Here is a 25,740-nt window from a genome sequence, read left to right as displayed (position 1 = left end):
AATAGTAAAAAGTTAAAATCTTTACATTTTCATTTCAAAACAAAAATGTAAATAGGTCGTTATACCTTTTTGTTTCAGGGATATTTTTTAATAAACTCCCTCATTTTCTCTTTTCTTAGGAATAACACCTACATAAAAACTCATCCGAAGCCATATGCTTCCTAATTTTGTCCATGAAAAAACCCCCATTTATGGGGGAAAAGCTTATTCTGCAGCCTTTTCAGACTCAGAAAGCACTCGATTGACACGTTTTTCAAGCATTTTCATTCCGCTTCCGCCGGCTTGGAAGTGGCGCAAAGCACCTGTTTTATCAAATACATAATATGCCGGTACATATTCGTTTTCAAAGGCTTCTGTTAAGTGATGATCACTGTCCACAAAGATTGGCTGCGTGATTTCATGCTCTTTCGCAACTTCTTTGATTTTTTCTAGATCTAGGTCATCCTCTGAACGAGGCATATGAACTGCCACAACGTTTAGTTGATCCTTGTATTCATCACGGAATTGATTGACTTGAGGCATTGCCTCTTTACAAAGATGACAGCTGACTGACCAGAAATGAATCAATGTTGGTTTGTCACCAATCAAATCTTCTTTTGTTACTTCTCCATTTAACCATTCTTTTGCACCAGTTAGTTCTGGCATTGGTTGACGTAATTTCATTATGAAGCGCCTCCATCCATTGTATGTGTCGAAACAAAAAGGTCTAACATCAGTTAGACCCTCCTGTTTCTTCAGTTATCAATTAAAGTGTTTTTTGACCAGGTTTCCAGTTCGCTGGGCAAAGTCCACCAGTTTGTAATGCTTGAAGAACACGTAATGTCTCATCTACATCACGACCGATATTGTTGTGGAATACTGTTTGGTATTGTAGTTCGCCTTCTGGGTTAATGATGAATAAACCGCGAAGAGCAATTCCTTCTTCTTCGATTAAAACGCCGTATTCTCTAGATACTGTGTGGTTAGTATCAGCAGCTAACGGGTATTTTAATTCACCTAGACCATTATCTTTACGGTCTGTATTGATCCAAGCAAGATGCGTGTGGATTGTATCAGTAGATACACCAATGATTTCTGCATCTAAATCTTCGAACTCGTCATAACGATCGCTCATTGCTGTAATTTCAGTTGGGCAAACAAATGTGAAATCCATTGGATAGAAGAAAAGAACTGTCCATTTGTCATTCTTCATGTTTTCCTCTAAACTTACTTTACCAAATTCCTTGTTAGCAAGTACTGCTTCCATTTCAAAACGTGGAGCTTGTTTTCCTACAAAACGCTCTGCCATATGTAAATCCCTCCAAAAAATAATATCTTTATACAGTCTTCTTAGCTGTATATAAAATGAGAATCAAAACTTAAAATTCTCATTTAGTTAATAACTTCACAATTACAATTATAATACTTATGCGATTTTTAGTCAATATTAATTAATAATAAATTTAATTAACGATTTGTCACAATTCCTGCTCTACTTATCAAAAGTTTAACATGACTTGCATAAGGGAACAAATGATTAGCTTCTCTTTTAGAGCATACATAGAAAGGTTTTGAAGATTATGAGAGCATTTCAACAAGTAGATTGGGTTTCCATTATCCTCAATAGCAGTATGATTTTGCTAAAACTAGTCGCCATCTTTGCCATTTACTTTATCATCAGAGCCATAGGAAACAAGATGATTAAGCGCGCTTATTCAACATTCGCTGAAAAGCATGAGGTCTCTTTATCAAGAGCTCAGACACTGCAAAGTTTGACGTTAAATATTTTCGCCTACTTATTGATTTTTATTCTAGTTGTGATGATCCTCGACTTATTTCATTATAACCCGACCGCTTTACTGGCAGGTGCGGGCGTTGTGGGACTTGCGATCGGCTTTGGCGCTCAAGGGTTAGTGAGTGATATTGTGACTGGATTCTTTATATTATTGGAAAAACAATTTGATGTAGGAGAATATATAACGGTCGCTGGCTTCGATGGGATTGTCGAACAAATTGGCCTAAGAACCACGCAGCTTCGAAGCTTTGACGGCACCCTTCATTTCATTCCAAATCGCAGCATACTGAATGTAAGCAATCATTCAAGAGGGACGATGCAGGCACTCGTTGATATTGAGCTGTCACCGGATGAAAATGTGGATCAGATGATCACAGCCCTCCAAGCTGCCTGTGATGAAGTGCGGGAGGAAACTCCTCAAATTATCGAAGGTCCTCAAGTTGTCGGCGTAGAGGCGTTCGGTTCCTCTTCCCTTGTGCTGCGCATCATAGCGAAAACTGAAACAATGGAGCAATGGCGAGTGGAACGAATCTTGCGCAAAAAAATGAAAGAAGTACTCGATATAGAAAAAGAGCAAAAAGAACCGGGATCATAATCTACCGGTTCTTTTTCTTGTTTTATTGAACACGCTGTTCTACTTCTTGGCAAATTTCATCAGCCGTCATACCTGATGCTGTAATAACAGATGCCTTTGTTGTTGTGTCTGAAATGCCAAGAACATTTGAATCTAGTCCTGTGACGACATAACAGTCACACTGATCCATTTGCTGTTCATTTTGAATACGTACGACATCATATCCTTTTTGCTTCAATAGTTCTTCTACATCGGATAAAGATTGTTCTACACCAATTCTTGTCATAATCAAGAACACCTCCTGTTCATAAGGTGTACAGGAGGCAGCTCGATTATTCATTCCCCAGCTTGCTTTTTAAAATAAGCCGTCATGACATTCACAGCTGTTTCAATCGCGTTTTCATCAGGCTGGAGCTTTGCATGGTGCAGGCCGTATTCTGAATCGACCCCTAACCAAAACATGAAGCCGGGATATTTTTTCAGCATGTAGCCAAAATCTTCTCCTGTCATGGCTTCTCTGCATTCAATCACATTTGCTAGCCCTTCTTCGGCTACATATGACATAAATTCCTCTGTCAAATCCTTTGAATTGTCCACTTCGTAATAAGATGAAGGGTATTGAACGGTTGCCTTGCATTCGTAGCCAATTTCAACGCCTTTTGCCAATGCTTCAATTCGCTTTCTCACCTTGTCCATAGACTCTGGGGATAGTGTGCGAATGGTACCGTCAAGCTTTGCATGCTGCGCAATAATATTTTGAGCCGTTCCACCGGTAATTGTACCGACTGTAATGACCGCACTATCAAGGGGATCGACATTACGCGAAATGACCGATTGCAGCTGACCTACAAGTGCACTTGCGGCAACAACCATATCATTTGCTAAATGAGGATATGCAGCGTGTCCGCCTTTTCCTTCAAGCTCAATCACAAGCTCACTCGTATTGGCAAATAACAAACCAGGCTTCGTAGCAATTGTTCCAACAGGATATTCAGGTGCGATATGCAGCGCTGTAATAAAGTCTGGTGTCCATTTTTTCAATACATCACTTGCAAGCATCGGTTCAGCTCCGCCTGGCCCTTCTTCTGCCGGCTGGAAGATAAATAATACGTCTTCTTTGATCGGTTCATGAACGAAATGATCAATGATACCAAGTGCAATGGTCATATGAAGGTCATGTCCACATGCATGCATCTTTCCTTCATGCACAGATTCAAATGGATACCCTGTTTCCTCAGGAATAGACAGACCGTCCATATCTGCACGATAAGCAAATACGCGCGTTGGGTTTGTTCCCTTCACTTTCACAAAAAGCCCAGTTCGCCACGTTTCAATCTCAACTCGATCTTTTGAATAGGTGCTAAGGTGCTGAATGAGATACGCTTGAGTTTTAAATTCTTGGAAACCAAGCTCAGGGATTTGGTGTAAATCTCTTCGAATGGATATTAATTGCTCACGATTTAACAAGTGAACTCACTTCCTTTCTTCTATACGAATAAGACGTGGATATCTCATCCACGTCTTTGTCTTCAGCTGCGAATTATATAATTAAAGCTGACGCAGTTCTTGTTTGATTTCAGTCTTACCTTTTGTTTTCTCATCAATGTCTTTGATTTTCTTAGCAGGTGTACCTGCTACAACTGTGTAAGGCTCTACATCGTTTACAACGATCGCACCAGCAGCTACTACTGCACCTTTACCAATTGTCACGCCTTCTAGAACAACAGCGTTCGCACCGATGACAACGTCATCTTCTACAACAACTGGTTTAGCAGACGGCGGCTCAATGACACCTGCAAGAACAGATCCAGCACCGATATGACAGTTCTTACCTACTGTCGCACGGCCGCCAAGCACCACGTTCATGTCAATCATCGTACCTTCGCCAATCACAGAACCGATATTAATTGAAGCACCCATCATAATGACTGCATTATCACCGATTTCAACTTGGTCACGAATGATTGCCCCTGGCTCAATACGGGCTTTAATGTTTTTCAAATCTAACATCGGAATTGCAGAGTTGCGGCGGTCATTTTCCACGACAACATCTTCAATTTTATCTTTGTTAGATGCTAGCGCTTCTTGAATTTCGCTCCACTCACCGAAAACAACTCCAGTGTTTCCTGTGATGAATGTTTTTGCATGTTCACCAAACTCAATACCTTCTAAGTCTCCTTTGATATAGACTTTGACAGGTGTTGATTTTGTACTATTTTGAATAAATGAAATAATTTCATTAGCGTCCATTTGTTTCATGTATGTATGTCCTCCTCTTAATTTATACTTCATTACTGTACCAAAGGAGTGTTTTAATGACAAGTGTTAGAGTCATCTCCGCAATGGAAAATAAAACAAGCGGGACCGATTATCCCGCTTCTTGCTGGTGAAGCTGAACAAATTGTCTGCCAAAAGAAATTAATTCGTCTTCTTCCTCCCCTTCTGGATTCAGCTCAATCTTAACTGAAGGCAGGACAATGTCACCGCCAAGCTCCTTCACTTTTTCTTCAATTAGGTCAACAGCTCCGCAAAAATGTTCGTAAGATGTATCGCCAGAACCAAATACTGCAAATGCTTTACCCGTTAAATCAAGGTCATCCATTTCTTCATATAAATCAATAAAATCATCCGGAAGATCGCCATCTCCCCATGTATACGCCCCTAACATAATGTGCGAGTAATCATTGAGCAGCTCGGCATCAATATCCATCGCTTCATGCCGGTCTACGCTGGCTCCTGCTTCCGTTAACCCTTTTTCAATTAAATCTGCCATCGCTTCTGTATTTCCAGACATCGTGGCATATACCAATAAAACCTTTTCTGTCACTTTTTCTTCCTCCTTATCAATGAATCAATGCAGGCTCCTCATATGGCCTGACAAACTTACTTTCATATAAACCCGCACAGAAAAAGTTTTCGTTTTGATTGGCTACACGAAAACCATGTCCTTTGATCGTATCAAACCATTTGAGCTCTTTTTGCTCAATATCAAGCTGATACACTTTAGAAAATCCGTGTTCGTCTTGTGAGGTGGTCACATACACAATGCCATTATCCTCTGACACATCCAAAAATGATTCTTCTCTAGCAAAGGCCTGTGATTGAATATCATGCAGAATATTTGTATGTAAATCTAAAATTTGAACAGATCCTTTTTTGCCTTTTTTTGAACCTAACGCACAAACAAGAAGATGTTCATGACAGAGCAGCATAGAAGCTGTCATGCGGTGCTCCTCTCTGTTTAGAAGAAAAATCTGTTCACTTTGCAAGTCATACACCCATATTCCTCCGTGAACCTCATGAATCTGTGTTCCAATATAAAGATGGTCACCTGCAGCACATAAAGAACGAATGACCGGCGGATGATTCACATGAGCAAATGGCTTCATAATTTCCCAGGAAATTCCGAAATCATTTGACACATAGATACTATGTTTTCCATGCGCACATACAAACCCATCTTTGCGTCCTGTAATAGACCAAACGACTGCATTTGTTGGGAATGAAGATAACGCCCATGTGTTGCCTTCATCTCCTGATCTAATTACTGTGCCATTTTCACCAACACCGAATAAATAAGGGCCAATATAGCTGATCGCATGGATTTTATGCTTGAGCTTAAATAGCTGCTGCCATCCGCTCTCCACACTATAGTGAAAAATGCCTTCACGTTTTACAGCAACAAAGTATCCACCACTTTTAGATGCTGCAACGGCTGTTGCTCCTTTATGAAACATGATTTTCAACTCGTTTCTCAGACAAAGCAGCCCACGTTAAAAAGCTCGCTGCAAATTCCTGACAGCACGCCACATCTTCATCTGTATCCGGTGCAAGCTCCATTTTTAATGTTTCAGGAAAAACGGATGCACCCGTTGATTTCAACATGTCATGGAATGTATGGACAGCCTCGCAAAACTTCGGATAGCTGTAATCACCCGATCCAAAGACAGCTGCTTTAATGTGGCTAAGTTCAAGAGTAGAGACCTCTTCATAAAAATCCTCTGCTTCATAAGGCAAATCTCCATCACCCCATGTATAAGAACCAATGAATACGTAATCGTATGAGGAAAGGTCTTCTGCATTCGTATCATCAAATTCCATCATTTCTGTATCGATCCCTTTTCCTTCAAGTGTTTGCTTTAAGATCGCTGCCATATCTTCCGTATTTCCAGACATACTCGCAAATGTAATTAGTGCTTTCATCTATCGGTCACCTCATCTAAATGATAATCATTTTCAATTATTATATGTACACTTTAAATGATAATGATTTTCATTGTCAAATGATTTCATAAAAAAAAGTACCTCCCTATTCCAAGAAGGTACTTACACCGCATCATTTTCAAGCATTTCTTTAACCACACCGACAAAAGCTTGCACCTGTTTTAGCTGAAAAGACGCTTCATAGCCTAGCAGCCATGTGTCACGGCCGATTTGCTCTCCGTTCACATCAACAAGCGGTGTTTTATAAACACTTTTTTCGTGGTCATATAATGTAACAGAAGGCAAAATGGCGTAGCCGATGCCGTGGTAGGCCATTTGTTTACATGTTTCAATTTGGTCCACGAGAATCGTCTGCTTTGGAGACACTTTAAATTTTTGGTGCCACCAGTGCTGGATTTCCTGATAATACGTGCTGTCGCTTTTAAATTGGATAAATGGCCGCTCTGTCTTGATTAATTCATCTACGTCCTTGATCACGGAATCGACTAAATATAAATGATCTGTCATCAAGTATTCCTTTGTCCCCTTCCAATCAGGGTTACCGCGAATGATTCCTATGTGCACGTGATCTTCATACAAGCTTTTGAGCATTTCACTGCTCCAGCCAGTAACGAGTGATACTTTGGCATTTGGAAATTTTTCAACATACCGTTTTAACACCTTTGGTAGCCAGTGCTGTCCAATAATCGACGCCACCGCAAGCTTGAGTGTACCGTGAATATCACCCTCAAGTTCATCAATTCGCTCTCTCACTCGATCCTGTTCAACCGTCACCTCTTTTGCAAATTGAATAATCTGTTCACCTGCCGAAGTCACAGTCAGCCCCTTTTGTGAACGAAAAAAGATTTTGGTTCCCCATTCCTTTTCGATCGTCTGCAATCTTTGAGATAATGCAGGCTGAGAGACAAAGAGCCGCTCTGAAGCCTTTCTCATATTCAATTCTTCACTTAGCACAACAAGCATATGTAACTCCTGAAGCTGCATGGGCGTCCCCTTTCTCTCTATAAGTTTTTCTTATTTTATATAGCCATTATATAAATTTTAACTTATGAAGGCAAAAAAAATAAGCTGGGCTGCAGCTCATTTTTTCGCGGAATGAATGACCTCATTTAAGCGCTTTAATACAACTCGTCGAGTAAAAATGCCCTCAAAGACCTGCTCCTCATTTTCTACACAAACAAATCCATTATTCGTCACAGCGTGAACGCCTTTTAGTACAGGATCTGTTGTTTTAAGTCTCGGAATATCCGTCAGCATGACCTCTTCAACCTTCAACTGGTCCAGCTTCTCGAATTCGATACGTTCTAAACCGAAGATTTTATCCATAATCATATTCGTTCCAATTAACCCGTGTAAATGATAAGAAGCGTCTAATACCGGTATGGCTGTATATCCTGTTTTTGTTAGAACCAATAGGGCATGCTCAAGATTATTTCCAATTTGAACATGTGCCACCTTATCTGCATCAATCATATGCTCGGCTACTGTTGACTCAAGCAATTGAGTCGGTTCTATCTCTATCATGTTTCTTCGACCCCTTTTCTCTCAATCATCAATCATACATTCCCCTTTACCATTAAGCATAAACTAAAACGAAATTTGTCGAAAGATTTTTTCTGCATAAAAAAGATACTCAGCCCCCGAGTATCTAATAGAATGTTAAATCAATATTAATTCTCAAACCTTACTCTGTCATACAATGTGATCAATTGCTTATACGTATTGTCGTCGACATTTTTTGTTCCACATTCTATATCATTGATCTCACTGCTTAGTAATTCGACAGCATATTCCTGATTCAGCAATACGTTTAATAATAGCTTTTTCTCTTCTTCATTAAAACGATTTTCGATGACGCTCATTCAACATCAGGCCCCCTGTTTCATATATGCTTTTATATTGATTAGCAGGCTTTTGAATGTCTGCTTCCTCTCTATACAGCTAGAATAAGGAACTAGAATCGAATCGTCAACCGCACGTTTCGACAAGGTTTGGAGAAAAATGACGGAATTTATTTTGTGTATCGATTGGCATAGCAAAATGCTGCATATGAGTCGGGTTTTATTTTTGCTTCAATTCCCATAGCTGTGATCATTCCGGTCATTTCCTGAATCAGCTCTTTCGTACTTCCTTTTTTGCCAATATCCAGATGGGCTTCAAAACGAAGGTCTGCCCCTTCCTCAGCAAACGGAAGAAGCAAATCCATCAGTTCTGTTAAAGGCCCCTCAAGGATGTCTGCACATACCTTTTGGCTAAACGCTGTCTCTAATGAAATTTTTTCTCTAAGACTTTGCACGGCTCTCTCGATCACTTGTTGTGTGAGACAACCCCAAGCTCCTTTGCCAATCCGGTGGAGATGAATTGCAGTCATAAATGTTGTGACATTTTGATTGACCTGAGAGTCCGTACCAATTGATAACACATAGGCGGATCTAGGGTCTTTTCGAATAAAGTCTTTCATTCTCATGACGACATCAGAAAACGCTAAATGATCTTCAGAAAGATTGTAGAAAAAAGAATCACTCACAGAAAGGAACTCCTTTTTAATGGTCTCTTATCCGAAAAATGCGCTGATTGATCATCTTCCATTTGTACATCTCATCTATGATGATCCATGTATGCTGCCGCAATAAACGAAGGAATCCTCAGAAAAAACATTTCATACGATTCAGCTTAGGATTGTAGAAGCTCAAAAATCTCAATCGAAATCATATCAATGTTGTCAAATGGGAAAGTATTTGGCTTATCCCCTTGTTGAAAAACAGTCAATTCAAACGTTTGATTCTTTTCGAAATACTTAACACTACAGATTTTCTCACCGTTCACTTCGAAATAACGCTGTGCCGGCTCGTTTGCAGCTTCTGCTGTCTCTTGAAGACTTTGCAGCCTTGTAATGATACCCATTAATTGTGACATTCTAAAAAAAGACTCCTTTCAAAAAAACAACTCAAGATGAACCCGTATTGATTATACACAAGTCCTACAAAGCATCATACCATAAAGTGTTCTCAGATGATATTTTTCCTCTTGAATTCAAAAAAGAAAAAGAATCTGTTTTTTTAGTTTGAGTCTTTTTTCTCATCTCATGCACCATGATTTTTATAAACCGGCAGATCTCATCAGCCGTTTCGCAATTTCATCAAAATCTTCTTTAGAAATCCCCGGAGCAAACTCTTCTGGCAATTCTCTATAATCTGGCACAGGTGCTCCTTGCGGGGTGCCCTCAATGACTGTCAGCGGCTTTCCATCAATCGGGTGGCTGCCTTTCCAAATTTTATTGATATCCTTGTAATCCGTATCACTAAATGTGTACAGCTTTGTATGAACATTCTGGTCTTCAAATTTCCTCGCTGAATCAAAGTATTTGTTGTCGAGATTTGGGATTGGCAGCATTTTCCCTAAATCTACTCCTGTAGCGACTTCAAGTGCCTTTGCATATGCCACAATATGCACGCCGCCCCTGACAAGTAAATAACCGATCATCTCTCTTGCTGTAGGATGGTCCGTCATTTCATATACACGCATTTTGTGCGTACGAGCTCCGCATTCAAGAAAGAAATTATGGAGGAGATCAAGAATGAGGTTGCCACTTGAGAACACATTCTCTCCGGTCCAAGGTTTTGCCATTGAATCAAACGGATAGCCTGTTTGGGCTGTTTGAATAAAATGCTGTGTATTTCGTTTATCGACAGCTGCCTTCATCGGCGTCGTATCTGGATCCCCGCCATGGGTGGTTCCTGTAATCATGAGATTGATGGCTGTGGTTACGAGCTCGACATGACCGAATTCTTCAGCCGTAATACTGGATACGAGGTCATAAAACGGTTTGAGTTTTCGTTTTCCTCTAAAGTTAAAGGATTGAAACATGTAATTATTTAATGTGGACATTTCACCGAATTTCCCGCCGAGTAATTCTTGCACAGCAGCGGCACCATTTGCATCTGGGTGATCTGGTCTTGGCAAATCAATGAGCAGCCGCATGTCACGTTTGATCATGATGTTTCCCTCCTACCGTCTAACTATCATCACTTAAGATGTATGGAGAGTTTGGGCTGTCCTATGCATGAAGGGAAAGATTGAAGCACAAAAAAAACTTGGCGGGGGTAGCGCCAAGTTTTTTGGATCTTGATCTGATAGAGGGGTTGGGGAACAGAGAGTAGCTTCTCTCTATAACTAAATGATAATGATTATCAGTTTCATTGTCAACCATTTTTTATTTCTTTTTTCTATCAAAAAAAGCAGCCTGCGAGGCTGCTCAGATTGAGACAAAAGGCTAAAATGCCTTTTGTTTATATTTCAGCGTGATAGAAAACCTTTGAAGTCTAGGAAGGACGAGTACCAGAGCGGAACGATTGTACATTCGTGAGCACTGGCACGCTGGAGTGACAACAACGAATGCGAGGGTTTGTCTTCACGCCGCGTCTTCAAATTAATCCATCTTGCTCATATAAATAAGCATACGGAAGGTCTATAAACAAATACATATCACCCTCTAAAGGATAAGAAAACGTACGTATCCTCTCACCGGTTTCTAAATCACTGTAAATATCGCTGAAAAATCCTTTTCCGCTAATTCTCATTTGAAGAATATTTGCTAGGAAATAAGGACGCCAGCTCCAGTTTTTTTCTATATACTCCGGCTGAAACAGCCATTCTTCTTCTTTTTTAAACACATTTCCAGTGATTTGAAAACCTTCTTCATTACACATATAAATCCGAAAGCTGCAATCTGTTAGTTCAAGTGCCAGCTTTTGAATGAGCTCATCATTTGTGCTGCACGATTTCTTTAAAGTCGTAACAGCTTGATGAATTCGTTTATAAAATGTTTCAGAATGTTCGTAGACAGCTTGCAGCTTCTTTTTCTCATGGGCAATAAATTGCTGGAATTCTTCTCTAAGCTGATCTTTTCGGTGGCTTCGGTCGATTAATTCTCCTGCAGGCTCATGAAGATAGAACCCTTGAAAATATCTCCCGCCATTTCTCCAAGCATACTGCAGCTGGAAATTTGCTTCAATATCCTCATAAATTAAGGCAGCTCCTATTTTTCTTGCAAGCAATGAAATGCTGTACAAGACATATTCATAGGAAGGAGATGGAGCCGATGCCTTTAATGCCTGTAAATCTATTTTTAATAAATCAGGTGAAAGCAAGGCAATCCGGTCCAGATTACTGCTTTCTTTTCCTATATTTGAGACGGCGATCTTAATCCCATATGTACGATAATACGTTAACGTATGGTATAGCTGTTCAATGTCGCCGCTAAACGTATGCTCTGCAAACTCAATAACAAACCGGTTAAGCTGAATGCCCCTTGCTTCATATTCCTTTAAAAGTTCTAAAAAACTTTCACCATGATCCAGCATGAGGATATTGGCATCATGATTAATAAAAATGAGCAAATCGTCATCTGCAGTTGTGAAGAGATCAAGTGCTTGAGTCAATACTTTGTGATCTACTTCCAATTTATATTCGTCAGGAATAGATGAATCCGTAAAGAAGGAGCCTAGGCTGACCGTTTCTGACTCAAGCTTCATTCTTCCTAGAATCTCATAGCCTATCACTTTTTGCTCTTCCGCACTGAATATTGCTTGATAGTGCGGGAAAACATCTTCAATATTCGTTAAAATATCCAATGGATCGACCATTTTCATCACCTGCTTCTCTCTTTGTGTGATTATACCACATCAAAAGCAGGTCTTACATCGTCAATCAAAATGGTGATTGGTTGAGCCATTGTCCCCCATCCATCGTGATACAATCTCCATTTATATAAGACGCATGCTCAGACAATAAAAAGCTCGCAAGCGCTGCAATTTCCTCAGGTGTGCCCAGTCTGCCAAGAGGAACACTATCTATTGTTCTTTGCGCTGCCTCTTCAGATTCCCATAGTTTATCTGCACCGCCTGTTCTCTCAATTGGACCTGGTGCGATCGCATTGACGCGAATGCGATATTGCTTCCCCCATTCCACAGCAAGCGTTCGAGTGAGAGACAACACACCGGCCTTTGCTGCCGCCGAATGCGCCACGCCTACACCAGCACCCCATGCATAGGTGGCCACCATGTTAATCATACTCCCCCTTTTCTTTTGACGAATCCAGTAATTCCCCACTGCATGGCTGCAAAAAAATGTACCATTTAACACAATATCAATGACAGCCTTCCAGCCGTTAGGAGACAGTTTTTCTGCTGGCACTAAAAAATTTCCTGCTGCGTTGTTAATGAGGGCATCGACATCACCAAATGTATCCACTGCAAACTTGACCATATGGTCAGCATCCTCCGGGTTTCGTACATCCATTTGGAAATAAGCGACCGATCCGCCCTTCTGCTTCATTTCTTTTGCCGTCTTTTCCAGCGTCTCTTCCGTTCTACCAGTAATCACGACATTCCAGCCTTCAGCTGCCAAATGAGCAGCCATCGCCTTCCCCATACCGCTTGATCCCCCTGTGACAATCACTGTTTGTTTCGTCATTTGTTCTCCCCCTCTGTGTCATTTGAATGACTATTCATTCATTATTGTCTATCATATCATGATTGACCCTCGGTGCACCATATGGGAGATTTTCCAAATATGATGCTATACTTAATTTTATTTATAAAGGAGTCTTATATGAAGCAGCTTTCCCGCAGACAATTTTTAAAAGGAGCAGCTGGTGCGAGTATTCTCGGTTTTTTGGCTGCAAGTTGTGGATATGGATATGCCAGGTACATTGAGCCGCGCATGATCGATACCGTGTCACTGACCATTCAAGATGCTCAGCTTCCAGCTTCATTTGACCAGTTTAAAATAGCCCAATTTAGTGACGTTCATTTGAGTGATACATTCCCTGCGAAGAATCTAGAAGCCATCGTCCAGAAAATCAATGCTGCATCTCCAAATCTCATTGTGTTCACAGGTGATCTCGTTGATTTTCAAGCATCCTCTGAAGAGCATGAAAAAGCGAAGCTTTATTTGAATAAGCTTCATGCTCCGTTCGGTAAGCTTGCCATCTACGGAAATCATGACTACGGACCATTTGGCGTGGAGCTCTATGAGAAAACAATGGAGGCTTGTGGATTTACTTTATGCAAAAATGATGTGTTTCTATTAGAAAAAGATCATGCGCATATTCAGATTGCTTCACTGGATGATCTCATGATGAGCGTGCCTGATTACGATTTGATCAAACGGGAAGTATCATCTGATTTATTTACGTTACTGCTCGTCCATGAGCCTGATGCCGCTTTAGAGCTGAAAACAACACCTATTAACTTGCAGCTTTCCGGGCATACGCATGGCGGTCAAGTGCAGCTGCCTTTCTATGGACCGGTTCTCACAGCACCTTACGGCCGTACATATGTAGAAGGTTTATACGGCATCGATCAGCACCGCATCTATGTCAACCGTGGACTTGGAACAACGCGGCTGCCGCTTCGGTTTTTAGCCAAACCCGAGTTAACCTTTTTTACCTTGACATCTCGCGTATAAATAGAAGCCAAACCGCCCTCTCCTGCATATGTATAATCAAAGTTCTTTTTCATGACAAATGTTAGGAGAAACCTTACTGGGCCTGATTCCGTCCATATAGTATGTCAAGTGACGGCATCATGGCTTCTTTTATTTGAGTAAAAGGAGTGTGCTTTGGTGCTTCGATACACGGTGAAAAGTGGAGAAACCCTTGCTTCTATAGCACTTGATTTTCGAACTACAACAAATGCCTTAAAGGCTGCAAATCCGTCATTTCAAGCTCGCGAGCCCGAACAAAATGAGGTCATTATCATTCCTGGTTTGCCGGATCCTAATACGATCCCTTACCGCATTTTTGTTTCGATTTCAACGAAACGTCTCGTTTTGTTTTCTGGATCACAGCTTATTCGTTCGTATCCGATTGCAACAGGGAAAATTTTAAATATGACACCGACAGGTTCTTATTATATTGTCAACAGACAGCCAAACCCAGGAGGGCCCTTTGGCGCTTATTGGCTGAGCCTCTCAAAAATTCATTACGGCATTCACGGTACGAATAACCCGTCTTCAATTGGTAAAGCTGTTTCTAGAGGATGCATCCGCATGTATAATCAGAATGTCATCGAGCTTGCTTCACTCGTTCCAAACGGAACACCTGTGACCATTAGCCAGTAGATGAAATCAATTGTACGAATGGTTAAAATTTTATATGATATAAAGTGGGATCTTCAGGTTAAGGAGCGTATTTATGGATATTTTTAAAAACAGAAATTTTGTTCGTCTCTTTTTTGCAGCACTAGCTTCGCAAATGGGGACAACAGTAGGCAATATGGCGTTTGCCTTTTATTTGCTCGACCATTTTAGTCATCAGCCCGCATACGCCACATTGGCTGAGCTCATGTATTCTCTTCCTACCGTCTTTGTCTTTTTTATGGTCGGTGTAGTCGCAGACCGTTTTGATCGTAAAAAAGTCGCAGAGAATTGTGATTGGATACGAGCTGGGCTGACGATTGTATTATTCATCGTTATTTATTTTAATTCACTGCCACTTATTTTCTTGATCTTGTTTATTCGAAGTGCCATTACGAAATTCTTCTATCCAGCTGAAGCTTCTCTCGTTCAGGCCATTTTAAATAAAGATCAATATGCAAAAGCCGCTGGCTTAAATCAAATGCTGTTTAGTTTATTTATGGTATTTGGCGTTGGTATTGGTGCCATTATGTATAAAACGATTGGACTTCACGGTGCCATTACAATTGATTTAGTCAGCTTTATTATTTCAGGCATCCTGATTCGTTCATGTAACATTCCAATTGAAGCGCGCCAGCCAAATGGACAAGCTGGCTGGAGAGGCATGACCATCAAAACGTCTCTGAAAGATTTTAAAGAAGGCATTCTGTATATTTTAAAAAACAAATTATTGGCTTCTTTAATTTTTGGCTTTTTTGTTTTCGGTCTTGTCAATGGCGCATTTGCCGTTCTTCCGATGTTTACAATGAAATATGGACTTTCACCGGACCATTTTGAACTGCATACATCCTTCTTTACCATTGCGATCGGTGCAGGACTGCTCGTTGGAAGCTTAATGGGCTCTGTCCTCGCTAAAAAGGTAAAGATGCAATATCTCATGTCGATTCCAATTCTGGTCGCAGGTATTTTGATTTTTGTCCTTGGCTCTACCCATACATTATGGTTGTTTTATGTCACATCATTTGTCATTGGTACATGCATTGGCCCAGTCAACATTGTCATTGGCGGCTGGCTGCCTAGAATCGTCCACCCTCGCCTGATGGGCCGTGTGTCAGGATGGGTTGATCCGCTCACTATGTTTGCTCAATCGATGACATTAGGTCTGATTGCTGTATTATTTCCAAAACTCATTACAAATGTTTCTTATATTTATTACGGAATGGGCTTTATTATTTTACTCGTCTTCCTTTTTTACTTCATTACACTGCCAAAGTTCAGCAGAGAAGCTGCCGACTTAGACGTGCAGCGTGAACTAAAGGGTCAGGGAGTTCAATAAGTAAATAGCAAAAAGGACTTTCTTTTCAGGAAAGTCCTTTTTGCATGGCTGAAACGTCCTTCATGTCATTTCCTCTGCCCATAGAATCTGTTTGAAGCATGCATAAATAAATCACATATACCTCGCTTTACTAACCCCTCCATCCATTTAGCACCTCTCGTTTTGTTTTGTTGATCCATTTTTTCTTGTTTTTCACAATAAAATTCCTTTACATCATTAAACGTTTTATAGTAGGATAGTCAGGTTGGAGGTGAAGGAAATGCTAAAAAGTTACTATTTTATTCATACAAAGAATGAACAGGGACAGTTTGTTGTACATACAGAAGATTGTGCATTTTTAGGTGATGCTGCAAGCCGTACATTGATTGGCATGCATATGAATGGGGAGAGCGCCATGGGTGAAGCCAAACAAATGACGAATGAAACTGACTTTAATGGTTGTTTTTATTGCGCTTATTCTATTCATACAAAATAATTCATCTGCTTACATCATATAAAAAAATATTATTTGAGAAACTACCCATTTTAATAAATAGGTAGTTATCATGAACTAATAGTTCACTTTATTTATATTTCATTCAGTCAATTCTTCTTATCATTCCTTCTATTGTTCAACACCCACCCCTCTCATTTTTTTGGCTGATACAATGCCAAGAATAAAATCATATAGACAATACAAGCTGTCCCTATCCATTGGAAAAGTCCGAATGGCTCTTTTAACCAGAAAACAGTCGTAACGACTGCTGCAAGGGGCTCAACACTGCCAATTAAGCTCGACTCTTTTGGTGATAAGTATTGCAAACTTTCTATGTAAAACCAAAAAGCGATCATCGTTCCAAATATGACCACAAACAATAAATAGACATACGCTTCAAAGGGTAAATGAGCTAAATCAACCTTCCATGGGGGATGGATTAAGCTAAGGGCGCCTCCTCCTATAAGCATCGCCCATCCGACAACCACTAAAGAGTCGAATTGTTTTAACAGGCTGATTGGATATAACGTATAAAACGAGAGCGCCACAGCCGATAATATTCCCCAAATCACTGCCGCAAATGGAACGGTTAATGTTGAAATAGAACCATTCGTCAATAAGAAAAACATACCCGCTAAAGCCAATACCACTGTGACCAGATCTCTTCTAGTGAAGGTTGATTGCCTGCGAATGACCAAATACGCGATAATCATAACAGGGGCAGTATACTGCAGCAGCGTTGCCACAGCAGCATTTCCATGTTGAATGGATGCCATATACGTATATTGAACAGACAGCATCCCCATTAGCCCAAATAGAAGGATTTGCATCGCTGTCCTCTTCTTTTGCCACACACCCATCAGATGTGTTTTTTCTTTTGTCATCACATGAACAAATAAAAGCAATCCCCCTGAGATGAGCAGCCGGACCGTCACAAGCCAATTGACATCAATCCCATATTGCTGAAACAATTTTTGTGAAATCGTTCCTCCTACCCCCCAGCAGATGGCGCCTATGAGTACAAGTAAAATGCCCTTTCTCCTATTCATTTTCATTCTCCTCAATTCTCAACAAATCATGATAATATAGTTGATAGTAGTTCAATTTGTTACATATTGATATATGAATTGAACATAAAAATAAAAGAATATTGAGGAGAATCATGCACAACCATCATTTTCTGATTGACTACAACCTGAAAGAATTAACGGAGCATTCCACGACAGCATGGCCTATTGCTCTTTATCATACGAAAATTCGTCATCATAGAAGCGGCTATATTCCTCTTCACTGGCATGACGAGTTTCAATTTGTCTTTATTTTAGAGGGTGAGGCTGAATTTCATATTAATGAAGTGACATTATATGTAAAGAAAGGAGATGGCATTTTCATCAATAGTGGCTGCCTGCACATGGTAAAAGATGCGAATGGGACGGCATGTACTTATGTTTGTTTAAATGTCTCTCCCTCTTTCATCACAGCGAATGAATTATTCACCACTTTTGTCCATCCTTATATGCATGCGAGCCAGACACCTTATATTTTACTCAACCGAAAAGATCACTGGCCAAAGCAGATTTATCAATGTATTCAAACCATTCAACAATTAATTGATGAAACTCCAGTCTATTATGAACTTGAACTCAATATTCAGCTCATCACCATTTGGAAAAGCTTATTACAAAATGGCTTCCAAATGAAACATGATGCGCGTAAACACGATAAAAATGAACGGATGAAACACATGCTGAATTGGATTCATCAGCATTATCATGAAAAGATCCTTCTCCAAGATATCGCTCGTGCAGGACAGCTTAGCCGCTCAGAATGCTGCAGATCCTTCAAAGACATTTTAAAGAAATCACCTATGCATTATGTAAATGAATATAGAATTCAGCAAAGCCTCATCCTGCTCCAAGAAACGGATCTCACTATCACAGAAATCGCCTACCAAGTAGGTTTCAACAGCACAAGCTATTTTATCAATTTGTTTAAAAGAATAAAAAATACGACACCTTTAGCATATAGAAAATTAAAACAGACTGATTCTCTTCAGATTAAACGGGTAGAAGAAAACTGATGACAGATAGTGTGTTTGCTAAAATGAAGAAGGTGTTTAAACCCATCATAAATAACTATTGAAAATACAAGCAATGAGAATGGTTTAAATTTCAATGCCCTCGACGAATGCAGACTAGGGCATTTTTTATTGCTGTTTTTGTTCTTTTAGTTTCTTGAAAAACACAAATTGATATACTCCAAATAATACGATTAGGATCATAATTGCTGTAAATAATTGATCGACTGGAAGCAAGAAATATACGACAATAAAAGATAAAAGCAAAACAAAATAACCTATATTGAACGCTTTTTTGAATGTCATGATATTACCTCCTTTTTACAATCATATCACGTTTTAACTAACCGAATAACCAATTTTATCCAGTTAAAGCCCCTATCCATTTATGGACAAAAGCTTTACTTGTTTTAACGCTTTTCGAGACTGTTCCTCTGACATCTCCTTTATGCTGTCAATCTAATCTAAAAATTTACCGTTCACAGTTTACGACATACTCATGCGACTATACTGATAAGCAAAAGAATAGTGCAGACCTTCTAAGAAATAACCCTCAAATGATTCATAACTTATATACTTACTATATAATCAACAGAAATAGAATCAGTTGAATTTGTTGAAGAGGCGGATTTATAAATTTTGGGGAAGTTGAGAAGGATTCAAACACACAAAAATTTTTAATCCTCCCTAATCCCTTTATACCAAAGGTTTTCTTTTTACAATAACTCTATTTGCAATTTACTAATAAAAACGTATAATTTATACTAAGCACAGGAAGACGAAAGACAAAGGAGAGAAAAAATGGACGATTATGCTCATACTAAAGACATAGAACCTACAGCAGAAAACATCGCAAAAGCCATTTATACTGTTAACCGCCATGCTAAAACCGCAACAAACCCCAAGTTTCTTTACCTTTTGAAAAAACGCGCGCTGCAAAAACTATTGCAAGAAGGTAAAGGAAGAAAAGTGGGCCTACATTTCTCTAACAATCCCAAGTATAGTCAACAACAGTCCGACGTGCTGATTGAAATTGGAGATTATTATTTTCACCTGCCACCAACGAAAGAAGACTTCGAATTTTTGCCACACTTAGGAAATTTAAATCAATCATATCGCAATCCGAAAGCGAATATGTCATTAAACCGAGCAAAGCAAATACTTCAAACGTATGTCGGTTTAAAAGAAAAACCTGCCGCCACAAAACAAAAATCACATTACACAAAGCCCGTCTTCAAACGACTCGGGGAAAGTTATTTTTAAACAAAAAAAACCACTCATACCGAGTGGTTTTTTTGTTTAGATAATAAAATGATCGACTTTTTCAATCAGCTGATGAATTTCTGGTTTACTGATTTGATCATCTGCCCCGATCGTTTCCCCTTTATGACGCAAATCTTCAGTGATTAACGAAGAGAAAATAAGAATCGGAATGGAATTTGTTAAAGGATTGTCCTTCAGCAGTTTTGTTAGCCGGTGGCCATCCATTTTAGGCATTTCAATATCCGTAATAATCATATCAATTTCTTCTGTGACACTGATTCCTTTGCTGACAAGGTCCATGACATGATCATATGCCTGTTTGCCATCTTCAAAGGTCACAATGTTTTTATAGCCTGCTTCGGTTAATTCATTTGTTAATAAACGCATGAGAAGCGGAGAATCTTCAACGACATACAGCTTCTTCCCTGTTCTTCTCTCGTCTTTCTCACCGTCAAACATATGATACGTATCAACACCAGAAGCGGATTCAATATCATAAATGATTTTTTCGTAATCTGGAAGGAAAATCATTTTTTCATCAAGCTTAATGATGCCCGTTAAATGACGGTCCATCCCTTGATTGAGTGCAGTCGGCTTCTCAATCTCTTCCCAGCTGACGCGGTGAATTTGTGATACCGTTCCTGTATGGAACACAAATTTCCGTTGGTTGAATTCAGTCACAATATATTTCTCTTGTTCTGACTGATCTGACTCGACATTAAAAAAGGAAAATAGATTGATGACTGGTAAAATCTCGCCTCGTAAACTAATCATCCCTTCTACATCTTGGTGAGAGTGCGGTACAACCGTCACCTCAACCGGCTGAATGATTTCTCTTACTTTCATGACGTTAATGCCGAATTGATTTGCACCAATTTCAAACTTCACAATTTCCAATTCATTGGTACCAGAGTCAAGTAAAATTTCTTGTTTGTTTAAAGCCACGGAAATCCCTCTATTCTTCAATATAAGATTGTACTTTTTATATCGGCAGCATAGGTAAAAAGTTGACGTTTCTTTACGCTTTCTCTCGAACGAATTGATGAATCACAAGTCCTATCGCTGTAAGGATGAGCAAAGACCCTAGTGCAAGGCGGCTTGCGAGATTTCCGTGCTCTGCAAACAGCAGGGTAACTGAGCCATAAATGATCGGCCCGATAATGGAAGATACCTTCCCTGAGAATGCAAAGAGGCCAAAAAACTGTCCCCTTTTTTCCTTCGGTGTCAGTTCAATAATCAAGATTCGTGATGCCCCCCAGCTTGCGCCAAGTGAAATCCCGAATAAACTGCCCGCTATCCAGAAGACCCATTCGGTTGCCGCTGTCACAGCCAGAATCAGCGCCACAATCAAAATGACATACACAACTGTAATCGATCGCTTTGCCCCTATCGCTTTTGTGATATATCCAAACAGAAAGGAGCCAATGATACTTGAAATGGTCGACACAAGATAGAGCAAAATAAATTGCCCAGCTGTAAAGCCAATGATGATTTTGGCATAAACAGCCATCATCGCAATCGCTGTTTGTAAAGCATCATTCATAAAAAAGAAAGCAATCATAAAGATAAAAGCTGGCTTGTACTTTTTCATCTCTTTAAACGTGTGAATAATCTCTTTATACCCGCTGAAAAAAGACGCCTTTTTCTCTCGCTGTGGCAGCGGATGAGGATCTTTTACAAAAAAGAGAAAGGGTAGAAAAAAGAGAAGGAATAAAAGAGCTGTCGGAATAAATGCTTCATGAAACTGGTCATTGCCGACAAGTAAATAAACAGAGAGGCCGACAAGTGTTCCTAAATAGCCAACAGCGATACCAAATCCAGAAATAAGCGGGATTTCTTCCTTTGTCCCAAGATCGGGCAAAATGGTGTCATAGAAAACAAGACTAGAATGATAAAAAAACTTTGCGATCACAAACAAGGTGACCACGACCAATAAAGAAACAGGCAGCCCAAACCATTCACTTGAGAAATCAATCCCAGCAAAAATCCCCATCAAAAGCGTACAAGCAATACATATGAACGTAAACACCGTAATGTAGCGTTTCTTTTTTCCTGTACGATCAATCAGCACTCCGTATAAAGGTGTAAAAATGACGAGAAAAAAGCTGGCTAGTGCGTTTGCATAAGAAATAAAGGTGCTGGCGATCTGGTCCATTCTCGCACTGTCCCCGATCGTTTCCTGTAAGTAAAACGGGAAGAAAATGGTGATCATGTTTGATGAAAAGATCGTATTTGCAAAATCATACAACGCCCAGGCTAACACAGGTGCTGTCAAAAACAGCCCAAAGCCTGCCCCTTTTTTCTGTGCGGTTTTTTTTCCTGTTCTCAATCGATTGTCTCCCTTCCTCATTTTCACTATCATTCTATTTTATGTGCTGTTTCCCTCATCCATACAAGCGATCTATGAAAAAAAGCACCTCTTACCATATAGAAGAGGTGCTTTTTTCATTATTTCTTCACAACAATGGTACTTGCAATCAAATCGTGAAGTGCTTGTTTTTTTTCTGTGAAAAAAGCAATGATATAGCCAATATATAAGATCGGAGACAAAAAGCCTTTTGCAAAGAAGCGGCCAGTTGCACGTCCGAATGTGACCTTTTCGCCTGTGACTTTTGTTACTTTGATGCCGAGAGCCATCTTTCCAAGTGTTCCTTGCAATTTTGATGATTCCATGATGGCGTAATAAAGCCATGTCACCACGGTACCCATCAAGATTGCCCCTATATAGAAAAAGATCAGTCCCATAATAGCTTCCCATTCCTCATCCGTTATGACGGTTGAAGAATAGTAATAACTGTCGTCATCCATCATCATTGCTGCCTCTGGGCTTGAGATAAAAAAGACTGACGCCAAAATAAACATGATAAATGCAATTGGTACACCGATAATGATACCGTCCAAAAGGTGTGCAAGAAAACGATAGCCTACACCTGCTAGCTCAGGATGCTTCTTTTCTTGAATGTGTGGTTCTGTTATGTTGGTTTCCATCCTATTTCTCCTTTATTATGTATGTTTTCTATAAATTTCTTATAATCATTCGTTATTATATCCTATGAATATAGCAAGATCAATGGAGCTTTACACTTTTACATACATTTTAGATCAGTTTGATCTAAGCGATTTATGTGAATAAATACTGAAAATTTGTGAAAATCATGGCACTTCTAGTTCTTTTACCTCCTGATTTTTTAACATTTTGTGATATTTTCGTCTTGTTTCCATTCTTCTGTTGACAATGATTCTTCAAATGGTACAATAGTCAAGGATTTTTTTAAAGAAAGGTGTTCATGATGGGAACTGTCGTATTATTAAAGAACAACGAAATGACTGTAATTGAAGATATTTGCGAGGCTGATTTTTTAGATATGAAGCATGGTTTGTCAAATGATGACACAGCTTATATCTCTTGGTATGAAGACTACGATACTGCTTATGGATATTGATTTCATTTCATAGATGAAGCGTAAAAAAGGCGATACAACCTGAGAATAGGTTGATCGCCTTTTTTACGTTTGTACGCTTCTTTCACTTTCAGGTTCCACATGAATAAAGATTTGTGCATGCGGAAATTCCAGCTGAATCTTCTCTTCAATTCGATCACATAATTGGTGAACATCTTCAATCGTTGTCTTTCCATCTACAATCAAATGAAAATCAATATATTCCTCGGCACCAGACCGCCTTGTTCGAAAGTCATGATATTCAATAAATTCTTGACTAAATTCTTGAATGATCGCTTCGATCGATTGTTCTTCCTCTGGTGTTAACCGAGCATCAACAAGCGGCGGAAAGGCTTCCTTCATGAGTTTAAACGCTTCACGCATAATAAAGAGGGCCAGAACCATTCCAATGATCGGATCTAGGAAATACCAGTCGGTTAATGCCACAAGCAATAAACTAAATGCCACCCCTAATGACGTAAACACATCCGTTAAAAGATGCAGTGCATTTGATTTCATGGCAACTGAATGTACTCGCTCAGCCTCTTTGTTCACAACCCTCGATACAACAAAATTGATGAGCGCGCCTAGCAGCATGACCACAATGCCAAGCACAGGCAGCTTGACTGGCTCTGGATGCATTAATTTGTGAACACATTCGTATATAATCCAAATGCCAGCAACGAAAATCAGCAGGGTCTCAATCGTTCCAGAAATATTTTCGACTTTTCCATGTCCATAAGGATGTTTAGAATCTGCTGGCTTTCTTGAAATACGAACAGAAATAAATGCAATAAACGACGCCATTAAATCGAGAAACGAATGAATGGCTTCTGATAAAACCGCAACAGATCCGGTTAAAAGACCCACAATGATTTTTAAGATGACCACAAATGTGTTGCTCAGCACGGATAGGAACGCGATTTTCGATGTCTTCGCTGATTGTTCCATCTATCGTCCTCCTTTAGGAGATCGTATGTCTATGAAAGCCATTCCCATGACCCTGATTCTCATGTTCTTTCAGTTTACGCAGTTTTGCCGTTTTCTAATCATCTTCATCACAGCCTGTATTTTCTCTTGAGGTTACGCTATAATAAATGTTGCTCTTTCTTCAATATATCACTCATGCGGTGATGGATAGGAGAATAGACTACATATAACGATATCCAGTGCCTTTCGCAGGTGACATTTATGCAGTGAATGGTAAAATAGGATAAAAACATAAATTTTTAAGGTGATGAGAAATGGAGCATTTGCTGAATCCAAGAGTAAAGGATATTGAAATTTCAGGCATTCGAACATTTTCAAATCTCGTATCGTCATATGAGGATGTCGTTTCATTGACGATAGGCCAGCCCGATTTTTATACGCCGCATCATGTCAAAACAGCTGCCAAAGCAGCCATTGACGAGAATTTCACCTCATACACTCACAATGCTGGTTTCCTAGAGCTAAGACAAGCGATCCAGCATTATATCAAGAAGAAAGTGAATCTTGATTATGATGCAGAGTCAGAAATCATTGTGACGACAGGTGCAAGTCAAGCAATTGATGCTGCGTTTCGAACCATTTTAACAGAAGGCGACGAGGTCATTTTACCTGGACCTGTATACCCCGGATATGAACCGATCATTCGAATGTGCGGTGCCATGCCCGTACATATTGACACAACGAATGCCGGCTTTAAATTGAATGCCAAGCTGATTGAGGATGCGCTAACGGAAAAGACAAAGTGTGTGGTTCTTCCTTACCCTTCAAACCCGACTGGTGTCACGCTTTCAGAAGAAGAATTGAAAGAAATTGCCCAGCTCCTTGAAGGAAAAGACATCTTTATTTTATCCGATGAAATCTACAGCGAGCTGACATTTGACCGGCCGCATCATTCAATTGCCTCTTTCTTAAAAGAACAGACCATTGTCATCAATGGACTGTCTAAATCTCATAGCATGACTGGATGGAGAATTGGATTTTTATTTGCTTCAGCTCCAATTGCTAAACATGTATTAAAAGTACATCAATATAACGTGTCTTGTGCCTCGGCTGTCTCACAAAAGGCGGCACTTGAAGCTGTGACAAATGGTGTGGATGATGCACTAATCATGAGAGAGCAATATAAGAAAAGACTCGATTATGTATATGATCGGCTCATTTCTATGGGGCTTCCGGTAATTAAACCTTCTGGCGCTTTTTATATTTTTCCATCCATTGAATCGTTTGGGATGAGTTCCTTTGATTTTTGCATGGAGCTGTTAGAAAGTACAAGACTTGCGGTCGTACCAGGCTCAGCCTTCTCTCCACTCGGCGAAGGGTACGTGCGCCTGTCTTATGCTTATTCACTTGAAACGCTGAAAGAAGGACTTGACCGGCTAGAACAATTTGTACTTGAAAAACGTTCCATTCATTCGCTAGATTGAAACAACGGCTCTCTTGCCGTTGTT

31 protein-coding genes are annotated in these 25,740 nt (G+C 39.8%); 9 read left to right on the top strand and 22 right to left on the bottom strand.

Annotated features, from left to right (window positions below; genetic code table 11):
* Positions 1-204: 204 nt before the first annotated feature.
* Together NST65_RS06745 and ahpA are read right to left on the bottom strand one after the other, a co-directional pair.
* The gene (locus tag NST65_RS06745; RefSeq protein WP_024424727.1) at positions 205-663 is read right to left on the bottom strand and encodes a TlpA disulfide reductase family protein; all 459 of its coding nucleotides are present in this window, start codon (positions 661-663) and stop codon (positions 205-207) included.
* Between the two features lie 82 nt (positions 664-745).
* The gene (ahpA, locus tag NST65_RS06740; RefSeq protein ID WP_003211758.1) at positions 746-1,288 is read right to left on the bottom strand and encodes a biofilm-specific peroxidase AhpA; all 543 of its coding nucleotides are present in this window, start codon (positions 1,286-1,288) and stop codon (positions 746-748) included.
* Positions 1,289-1,559: 271 nt separating this feature from the next.
* Between ahpA and NST65_RS06735 the strand changes: the two genes are divergently transcribed.
* Entirely contained in the window at positions 1,560-2,369 is an 810-nt protein-coding gene (locus NST65_RS06735; RefSeq protein WP_024424726.1) for a mechanosensitive ion channel family protein, read from the top strand.
* 22 nt (positions 2,370-2,391) lie between these two features.
* Here NST65_RS06735 and NST65_RS06730 read toward each other — a convergent pair whose 3' ends face one another.
* From NST65_RS06730 to fadH, 14 genes are all read right to left on the bottom strand, one after another.
* Entirely contained in the window at positions 2,392-2,634 is a 243-nt protein-coding gene (locus NST65_RS06730) for a YkuS family protein (RefSeq protein ID WP_024424725.1), read from the bottom strand.
* 50 nt (positions 2,635-2,684) lie between these two features.
* Positions 2,685-3,815: an N-acetyldiaminopimelate deacetylase gene (locus tag NST65_RS06725; RefSeq protein WP_034281599.1), complete on the bottom strand. Its 1,131-nt coding sequence runs from the start codon at positions 3,813-3,815 to the stop codon at positions 2,685-2,687.
* Between the two features lie 81 nt (positions 3,816-3,896).
* Positions 3,897-4,607: a 2,3,4,5-tetrahydropyridine-2,6-dicarboxylate N-acetyltransferase gene (dapD, locus tag NST65_RS06720; RefSeq protein WP_008347987.1), complete on the bottom strand. Its 711-nt coding sequence runs from the start codon at positions 4,605-4,607 to the stop codon at positions 3,897-3,899.
* 109 nt (positions 4,608-4,716) lie between these two features.
* The gene (locus tag NST65_RS06715; RefSeq protein WP_080701188.1) at positions 4,717-5,175 is read right to left on the bottom strand and encodes a flavodoxin; all 459 of its coding nucleotides are present in this window, start codon (positions 5,173-5,175) and stop codon (positions 4,717-4,719) included.
* 16 nt (positions 5,176-5,191) lie between these two features.
* Positions 5,192-6,085, bottom strand: a complete 894-nt coding sequence (locus NST65_RS06710) for a hypothetical protein (protein WP_034281596.1) — start codon at positions 6,083-6,085, stop codon at positions 5,192-5,194.
* Complete coding sequence (locus tag NST65_RS06705) at positions 6,075-6,551, bottom strand: flavodoxin (RefSeq protein WP_070325767.1); 477 nt, start codon at positions 6,549-6,551, stop codon at positions 6,075-6,077. The genes NST65_RS06710 and NST65_RS06705 overlap by 11 nt, the downstream gene beginning before the upstream one ends.
* Before the next feature lie 123 nt (positions 6,552-6,674).
* The gene (locus NST65_RS06700) at positions 6,675-7,556 is read right to left on the bottom strand and encodes a LysR family transcriptional regulator (RefSeq protein WP_111927311.1); all 882 of its coding nucleotides are present in this window, start codon (positions 7,554-7,556) and stop codon (positions 6,675-6,677) included.
* Between the two features lie 96 nt (positions 7,557-7,652).
* A complete protein-coding gene (cbpB, locus tag NST65_RS06695) occupies positions 7,653-8,096 on the bottom strand; it encodes a cyclic-di-AMP-binding protein CbpB (RefSeq protein ID WP_034281593.1) in 444 nt (147 codons plus the stop codon).
* 146 nt (positions 8,097-8,242) lie between these two features.
* Positions 8,243-8,434: an antirepressor AbbA gene (abbA, locus tag NST65_RS06690; protein ID WP_003210802.1), complete on the bottom strand. Its 192-nt coding sequence runs from the start codon at positions 8,432-8,434 to the stop codon at positions 8,243-8,245.
* A 149-nt stretch (positions 8,435-8,583) separates the two neighbouring features.
* Complete coding sequence (locus NST65_RS06685; protein ID WP_034281591.1) at positions 8,584-9,099, bottom strand: ribonuclease H-like YkuK family protein; 516 nt, start codon at positions 9,097-9,099, stop codon at positions 8,584-8,586.
* A 146-nt stretch (positions 9,100-9,245) separates the two neighbouring features.
* Positions 9,246-9,488, bottom strand: coding sequence for a DUF1797 family protein (locus NST65_RS06680; protein WP_003212254.1), 243 nt, complete (start codon positions 9,486-9,488; stop codon positions 9,246-9,248).
* A 183-nt stretch (positions 9,489-9,671) separates the two neighbouring features.
* Entirely contained in the window at positions 9,672-10,568 is an 897-nt protein-coding gene (locus NST65_RS06675; RefSeq protein WP_034281589.1) for a manganese catalase family protein, read from the bottom strand.
* 428 nt (positions 10,569-10,996) lie between these two features.
* Positions 10,997-12,217, bottom strand: a complete 1,221-nt coding sequence (locus tag NST65_RS06670; protein ID WP_024426863.1) for an EAL-associated domain-containing protein — start codon at positions 12,215-12,217, stop codon at positions 10,997-10,999.
* Positions 12,218-12,281: 64 nt separating this feature from the next.
* Positions 12,282-13,046, bottom strand: coding sequence for a 2,4-dienoyl-CoA reductase (gene fadH / locus NST65_RS06665; RefSeq protein ID WP_081124330.1), 765 nt, complete (start codon positions 13,044-13,046; stop codon positions 12,282-12,284).
* 138 nt (positions 13,047-13,184) lie between these two features.
* On the opposite strand from fadH, the gene NST65_RS06660 reads away from it, so the two are divergent.
* From NST65_RS06660 to NST65_RS06645, 4 genes are all read left to right on the top strand, one after another.
* Complete coding sequence (locus NST65_RS06660) at positions 13,185-14,042, top strand: metallophosphoesterase (RefSeq protein ID WP_111927309.1); 858 nt, start codon at positions 13,185-13,187, stop codon at positions 14,040-14,042.
* A 156-nt stretch (positions 14,043-14,198) separates the two neighbouring features.
* On the top strand, positions 14,199-14,696 hold the full coding sequence (locus NST65_RS06655; RefSeq protein ID WP_034281584.1) for a L,D-transpeptidase family protein: 498 nt from the start codon (positions 14,199-14,201) through the stop codon (positions 14,694-14,696).
* A 73-nt stretch (positions 14,697-14,769) separates the two neighbouring features.
* The gene (locus tag NST65_RS06650; RefSeq protein ID WP_034281582.1) at positions 14,770-16,047 is read left to right on the top strand and encodes an MFS transporter; all 1,278 of its coding nucleotides are present in this window, start codon (positions 14,770-14,772) and stop codon (positions 16,045-16,047) included.
* Positions 16,048-16,306: 259 nt separating this feature from the next.
* Positions 16,307-16,522 (top strand): hypothetical protein, encoded by a 216-nt coding sequence (locus NST65_RS06645; RefSeq protein ID WP_024424712.1) that lies wholly within the window; start codon positions 16,307-16,309, stop codon positions 16,520-16,522.
* A 152-nt stretch (positions 16,523-16,674) separates the two neighbouring features.
* Here NST65_RS06645 and NST65_RS06640 read toward each other — a convergent pair whose 3' ends face one another.
* Positions 16,675-17,571, bottom strand: coding sequence for an EamA family transporter (locus NST65_RS06640; protein WP_111927307.1), 897 nt, complete (start codon positions 17,569-17,571; stop codon positions 16,675-16,677).
* Between the two features lie 113 nt (positions 17,572-17,684).
* On the opposite strand from NST65_RS06640, the gene NST65_RS06635 reads away from it, so the two are divergent.
* On the top strand, positions 17,685-18,602 hold the full coding sequence (locus NST65_RS06635) for an AraC family transcriptional regulator (protein ID WP_111927305.1): 918 nt from the start codon (positions 17,685-17,687) through the stop codon (positions 18,600-18,602).
* A gap of 126 nt (positions 18,603-18,728) precedes the next feature.
* Here the strand turns inward: NST65_RS06635 and NST65_RS06630 are convergent, their stop codons facing one another.
* Positions 18,729-18,905, bottom strand: a complete 177-nt coding sequence (locus NST65_RS06630) for a hypothetical protein (RefSeq protein WP_181566868.1) — start codon at positions 18,903-18,905, stop codon at positions 18,729-18,731.
* Between the two features lie 495 nt (positions 18,906-19,400).
* On the opposite strand from NST65_RS06630, the gene NST65_RS06625 reads away from it, so the two are divergent.
* Positions 19,401-19,862 carry a YkyB family protein gene (locus NST65_RS06625; protein ID WP_111927303.1) on the top strand — a complete coding sequence of 154 codons (462 nt, stop codon included), beginning with the start codon at positions 19,401-19,403 and terminating at the stop codon, positions 19,860-19,862.
* Positions 19,863-19,898: 36 nt separating this feature from the next.
* Here NST65_RS06625 and NST65_RS06620 read toward each other — a convergent pair whose 3' ends face one another.
* From NST65_RS06620 to NST65_RS06610, 3 genes are all read right to left on the bottom strand, one after another.
* Entirely contained in the window at positions 19,899-20,807 is a 909-nt protein-coding gene (locus NST65_RS06620) for a chemotaxis protein (RefSeq protein WP_024424709.1), read from the bottom strand.
* Positions 20,808-20,880: 73 nt separating this feature from the next.
* Positions 20,881-22,191, bottom strand: a complete 1,311-nt coding sequence (locus NST65_RS06615; RefSeq protein ID WP_340898814.1) for an MFS transporter — start codon at positions 22,189-22,191, stop codon at positions 20,881-20,883.
* Between the two features lie 119 nt (positions 22,192-22,310).
* Entirely contained in the window at positions 22,311-22,850 is a 540-nt protein-coding gene (locus tag NST65_RS06610) for an RDD family protein (protein ID WP_024424707.1), read from the bottom strand.
* A 302-nt stretch (positions 22,851-23,152) separates the two neighbouring features.
* Here NST65_RS06610 and NST65_RS06605 point away from each other — a divergent pair, with 302 nt between their 5' ends.
* The gene (locus NST65_RS06605; RefSeq protein WP_162842519.1) at positions 23,153-23,305 is read left to right on the top strand and encodes a hypothetical protein; all 153 of its coding nucleotides are present in this window, start codon (positions 23,153-23,155) and stop codon (positions 23,303-23,305) included.
* A 63-nt stretch (positions 23,306-23,368) separates the two neighbouring features.
* Here NST65_RS06605 and NST65_RS06600 read toward each other — a convergent pair whose 3' ends face one another.
* The gene (locus tag NST65_RS06600) at positions 23,369-24,253 is read right to left on the bottom strand and encodes a cation diffusion facilitator family transporter (RefSeq protein ID WP_041116475.1); all 885 of its coding nucleotides are present in this window, start codon (positions 24,251-24,253) and stop codon (positions 23,369-23,371) included.
* Positions 24,254-24,546: 293 nt separating this feature from the next.
* Here NST65_RS06600 and NST65_RS06595 point away from each other — a divergent pair, with 293 nt between their 5' ends.
* A complete protein-coding gene (locus tag NST65_RS06595; RefSeq protein WP_024426854.1) occupies positions 24,547-25,716 on the top strand; it encodes an aminotransferase A in 1,170 nt (389 codons plus the stop codon).
* Positions 25,717-25,740 lie beyond the last annotated feature (24 nt).

The sequence above is a fragment of the Bacillus sp. FSL P4-0248 genome (assembly GCF_038593305.1).
Lineage (GTDB): Bacteria > Bacillota > Bacilli > Bacillales > Bacillaceae > Bacillus > Bacillus safensis.
This window is presented reverse-complemented; position numbering and strand designations above follow the sequence as displayed.

Bases quoted from the DNA above. Each gene is read 5' to 3' on its own strand.
- NST65_RS06745 (WP_024424727.1), bottom strand. From the start codon at position 663: ATGAAATTACGTCAACCAATGCCAGAACTAACTGGTGCAAAAGAATGG.
- ahpA (WP_003211758.1), bottom strand. From the start codon at position 1,288: ATGGCAGAGCGTTTTGTAGGAAAACAAGCTCCACGTTTTGAAATGGAA.
- NST65_RS06735 (WP_024424726.1), top strand. From the start codon at position 1,560: ATGAGAGCATTTCAACAAGTAGATTGGGTTTCCATTATCCTCAATAGC.
- NST65_RS06730 (WP_024424725.1), bottom strand. From the start codon at position 2,634: ATGACAAGAATTGGTGTAGAACAATCTTTATCCGATGTAGAAGAACTA.
- dapD (WP_008347987.1), bottom strand. From the start codon at position 4,607: ATGAAACAAATGGACGCTAATGAAATTATTTCATTTATTCAAAATAGT.
- NST65_RS06710 (WP_034281596.1), bottom strand. From the start codon at position 6,085: ATGTTTCATAAAGGAGCAACAGCCGTTGCAGCATCTAAAAGTGGTGGA.
- NST65_RS06705 (WP_070325767.1), bottom strand. From the start codon at position 6,551: ATGAAAGCACTAATTACATTTGCGAGTATGTCTGGAAATACGGAAGAT.
- NST65_RS06700 (WP_111927311.1), bottom strand. From the start codon at position 7,556: ATGCAGCTTCAGGAGTTACATATGCTTGTTGTGCTAAGTGAAGAATTG.
- cbpB (WP_034281593.1), bottom strand. From the start codon at position 8,096: ATGATAGAGATAGAACCGACTCAATTGCTTGAGTCAACAGTAGCCGAG.
- abbA (WP_003210802.1), bottom strand. From the start codon at position 8,434: ATGAGCGTCATCGAAAATCGTTTTAATGAAGAAGAGAAAAAGCTATTA.
- NST65_RS06680 (WP_003212254.1), bottom strand. From the start codon at position 9,488: ATGTCACAATTAATGGGTATCATTACAAGGCTGCAAAGTCTTCAAGAG.
- NST65_RS06675 (WP_034281589.1), bottom strand. From the start codon at position 10,568: ATGATCAAACGTGACATGCGGCTGCTCATTGATTTGCCAAGACCAGAT.
- NST65_RS06670 (WP_024426863.1), bottom strand. From the start codon at position 12,217: ATGGTCGATCCATTGGATATTTTAACGAATATTGAAGATGTTTTCCCG.
- fadH (WP_081124330.1), bottom strand. From the start codon at position 13,046: ATGACGAAACAAACAGTGATTGTCACAGGGGGATCAAGCGGTATGGGG.
- NST65_RS06660 (WP_111927309.1), top strand. From the start codon at position 13,185: ATGAAGCAGCTTTCCCGCAGACAATTTTTAAAAGGAGCAGCTGGTGCG.
- NST65_RS06650 (WP_034281582.1), top strand. From the start codon at position 14,770: ATGGATATTTTTAAAAACAGAAATTTTGTTCGTCTCTTTTTTGCAGCA.
- NST65_RS06645 (WP_024424712.1), top strand. From the start codon at position 16,307: ATGCTAAAAAGTTACTATTTTATTCATACAAAGAATGAACAGGGACAG.
- NST65_RS06640 (WP_111927307.1), bottom strand. From the start codon at position 17,571: ATGAATAGGAGAAAGGGCATTTTACTTGTACTCATAGGCGCCATCTGC.
- NST65_RS06635 (WP_111927305.1), top strand. From the start codon at position 17,685: ATGCACAACCATCATTTTCTGATTGACTACAACCTGAAAGAATTAACG.
- NST65_RS06630 (WP_181566868.1), bottom strand. From the start codon at position 18,905: ATGACATTCAAAAAAGCGTTCAATATAGGTTATTTTGTTTTGCTTTTA.
- NST65_RS06625 (WP_111927303.1), top strand. From the start codon at position 19,401: ATGGACGATTATGCTCATACTAAAGACATAGAACCTACAGCAGAAAAC.
- NST65_RS06610 (WP_024424707.1), bottom strand. From the start codon at position 22,850: ATGGAAACCAACATAACAGAACCACACATTCAAGAAAAGAAGCATCCT.
- NST65_RS06605 (WP_162842519.1), top strand. From the start codon at position 23,153: ATGGGAACTGTCGTATTATTAAAGAACAACGAAATGACTGTAATTGAA.
- NST65_RS06600 (WP_041116475.1), bottom strand. From the start codon at position 24,253: ATGGAACAATCAGCGAAGACATCGAAAATCGCGTTCCTATCCGTGCTG.
- NST65_RS06595 (WP_024426854.1), top strand. From the start codon at position 24,547: ATGGAGCATTTGCTGAATCCAAGAGTAAAGGATATTGAAATTTCAGGC.